We start from the raw sequence: 2777 nt of genomic DNA on the forward strand, positions 1-2777 counted from the left end.
GGGCGCGAACTCGCTGAGCGGCCCGTCCAGACCGTCACGCCAGTTGAACGCGGCGTCGAGCCCGAGCACGTCCTTGAGATAGGTGACCTTCTCGGCACTGCCGGCGCTGCCGATCACCCGGCACCCGTGCGCCTTGGCGAGCTGCGCCGCGACGCTGCCCACCGCGCCGGCGGCCGCGGAGATCCACACGACGTCGTCGGGCTTGAGGGAGGCCACCACGAACATCCCCGCCCACGCCGTGAGCCCGGTCATGCCGAGCAGCCCCACCTGGAGCTCGGGCGGGCCCAGCTCGCGGTCCAACTTGGACAGCGCGCCGGCCACGCCGAGGGCCTGGTTCTCCGGATCGACCAAGGCGTAGTCGCGGTAGCCGAGGTCGTGGTGCACCAGGTCCCCGGGTGCGTACCCCTCCGCGTCCGACTCGACCACCTCGCCGACCACCATCCCGGCGAGCGCCTCCCCCGGCTTGAGCGCCGGCAGGTACCCGGGAGGCGAGACGGGATCGAGGCGCAGTCGGGTGGCCGCGTCCACCGAGAGCAGGGTGTTCCGGATGAGCACGTGCCCCGGAGCCATGACGGGCATCTCGGTGGGCACCACCTCGAGATCATCCGCCGCCAGGGCACCATCGGGGTGCCTGACCAGGCGAACCTCGCGGTTGCCCTGTGCTGCGTTGCCGGTCGTCGTGTCGTTCATCGCCGTGTCGGTCATGCGATCCCTACCGATCGTTGTGTGGGCCAGTTCACACCACAGTAAATGAACTGACTTCACTTAAGCTACAAATCGGCGAAGACACCCACGAGATCAGCGAGCAGGGCGTGCGAGTGAAGCACAGAGACACACGTGAGAAAGAGGGGTCGACGAAAAAACCGCCAGAGGGGCGAACGAACGCCCCCCTGGCGGTTTCTCGCTGCTTCTACGAGCGCAGTTTCTACGAGCGCAGTTTCTACGAGCCCAGTGACCCTGTCGAGCCGAAGGGGTCGAGCGAGCCGAGGCTTCCGAACGGCCCGGGTGCGCGATCCAGCGCGAACGACACGTCCTCGACATCGTCATCGGAGAGGTCAATGACGACGGTGGGGTCAGCGATCTCGCAGCCCTCCGGCGGCGTGACCGTGACCGTGTAGCCGTCCGTGGCGGGCAGGTACTGGAAGAAGAACTGCCCGTCCTCAGTGAGCGAGCGGCTGCGGGTTATGGCGCTGTAGGTCAGCGCCTCGGTGTCGATATCGAGGGAGACCTCGACCCCGTTGAGACCATTGCCCTCGCCAGCGTCGCAGCCCGTCACCACTCCCCAGATCGAGTGGACTACCACGAGTCCCACATCGACACCGGTGATATCAGCGCCGTCGACGGTGACGGCGGCGCCTCCGGGGTACGGCGTCGGCCCGCACCCGGCCGGGGCGTACGGCACGAGCCGGTAGTCTCCGTCCTCCACATTCGGGAAGCTGAACGCCCCGCCGTCGGTGATGTTCTGCGAAGCGACGACCGCGTTGGCGTCGTCCTTGAGCTCGATCCAGGCCGAACCGTCACCACAGCCGTTGGTGAACACGCCGGAGACGTCGAAGGCGGCTGGATCCGCGTGGGCGAACTGTGGGCCGGCCAGCACGACACTCGCGCCGAGCGCGAGTCCGGTGACAAACTTTGACTTCATGGACAGACCCTAGGTGACACAGTTCACATTCACAATAGAGTTCTTATCTACAATGCTCGCGGCCGTAGATCAGGTGGGACGCAGCCCTGGCTTGATTTGCAGACCGGGCGCGGCGATCGACGTTGTCGTCGTCATCAACGCGGTTCCCCCGCCACTATTGCGCTCACCTCAGACGCGGTGAAGGATGAGGATCGAGTGAGAAACAGACGTGGCGCCCCTGAACGGTCGGTCGCGATGCGCTCTCACCGGTAGTCGAGCGGGGTGGCACGCACGATGCGCGCACTGATCGTCTTTGAATCGATGTACGGCTGCACCCACGACATCGCCGATGCCATCGCACGCGGCGTCGCTCTGGTGGGCGACGTCACTGCAGTCCCCGTCTCGCACGCGATAGACGAGGACACCTCCGTCTATGACCTGGTGATCGTGGGCGGCCCCACCCATGTGCACGGGATGAGTCGCGAGTCGACCCGGCGTGGCGCGGTCGAGGCCGCCGACCAACCGGATAGTGACCTGACGATAGAGCCCGACGTGGCCGCTGCGGGGATCAGGGACTGGCTGGGCGAGCTCTCCCGGCGCGAGGGGGCTGCTGCCGCGTTCGATACGCGCGTCGACAAACCCGCGATCCTCACCGGGCGGGCGTCTAAGGGAATCGCGAAGAACCTGCAGAAGCTGGGATTCACGCTTGTCGCTGAGCCGGAGAGTTTCCTGGTCGACACCCACACCCAGCTGCTCGAGGGCGAGGAAGCCCGCGCGGAGCAGTGGGGCCAGACGGTGGCGGCGCGGATGCCCTGACCCCGTGGTGGGGTGATCCGCTCACTCTCCCCCGAACCACGCCCGACTGAGCTCCGCGTACCGCCCGTCCGTCCGCAACAGCTCCTCGTGCGTCCCGGATTCGACGACCCGGCCGTGGTCCATCACCAGGATCCGGTCGGCGGCCGCGGCCTGGCTCAGCCGGTGCGCCACCACCAGTCCTGCGCGGCCCTTCAGCACTGCGGCCGCTGCCGCGTCGAGGCGGCGGGCGCCGGCGGACCCGGCCTCGGCGGTGGCCTCGTCGAGGATCACCACGTCCGGGTCGGCCAGCTCCACGCGGGCCAGGGCGATCATCTGGGCCTGCATCGGATCGAGTGGATGA

Annotated in this window: 4 protein-coding genes; 1 reads left to right on the forward strand and 3 read right to left on the reverse strand. The window is 67.6% G+C overall.

From position 1 onward, the window contains the following. On the reverse strand, positions 1-705 hold a 705-nt coding region (locus tag G6018_RS11800), incomplete at its 3' end, for a zinc-binding dehydrogenase (protein WP_182639693.1). A 235-nt stretch (positions 706-940) separates the two neighbouring features. Next, positions 941-1642 carry a hypothetical protein gene (locus G6018_RS11805; protein WP_182618072.1) on the reverse strand — a complete coding sequence of 234 codons (702 nt, stop codon included), beginning with the start codon at positions 1640-1642 and terminating at the stop codon, positions 941-943. A gap of 273 nt (positions 1643-1915) precedes the next feature. On the opposite strand from G6018_RS11805, the gene G6018_RS11810 reads away from it, so the two are divergent. Beyond that, positions 1916-2437, forward strand: a complete 522-nt coding sequence (locus G6018_RS11810; RefSeq protein WP_182618084.1) for a flavodoxin domain-containing protein — start codon at positions 1916-1918, stop codon at positions 2435-2437. Between the two features lie 21 nt (positions 2438-2458). Here the strand turns inward: G6018_RS11810 and G6018_RS11815 are convergent. Beyond that, positions 2459-2777: ABC transporter ATP-binding protein (locus tag G6018_RS11815; protein WP_182639694.1), on the reverse strand; the 319-nt coding region annotated here is incomplete at its 5' end.

It is taken from the genome of Dietzia sp. DQ11-44 (genome assembly GCF_014145205.1).
Lineage (GTDB): Bacteria > Actinomycetota > Actinomycetes > Mycobacteriales > Mycobacteriaceae > Dietzia > Dietzia natronolimnaea.

Coding starts and splice junctions, on each gene's coding strand:
- G6018_RS11805 (WP_182618072.1), bottom strand. CDS start 1,642: ATGAAGTCAAAGTTTGTCACCGGACTCGCGCTCGGCGCGAGTGTCGTG.
- G6018_RS11810 (WP_182618084.1), top strand. CDS start 1,916: ATGCGCGCACTGATCGTCTTTGAATCGATGTACGGCTGCACCCACGAC.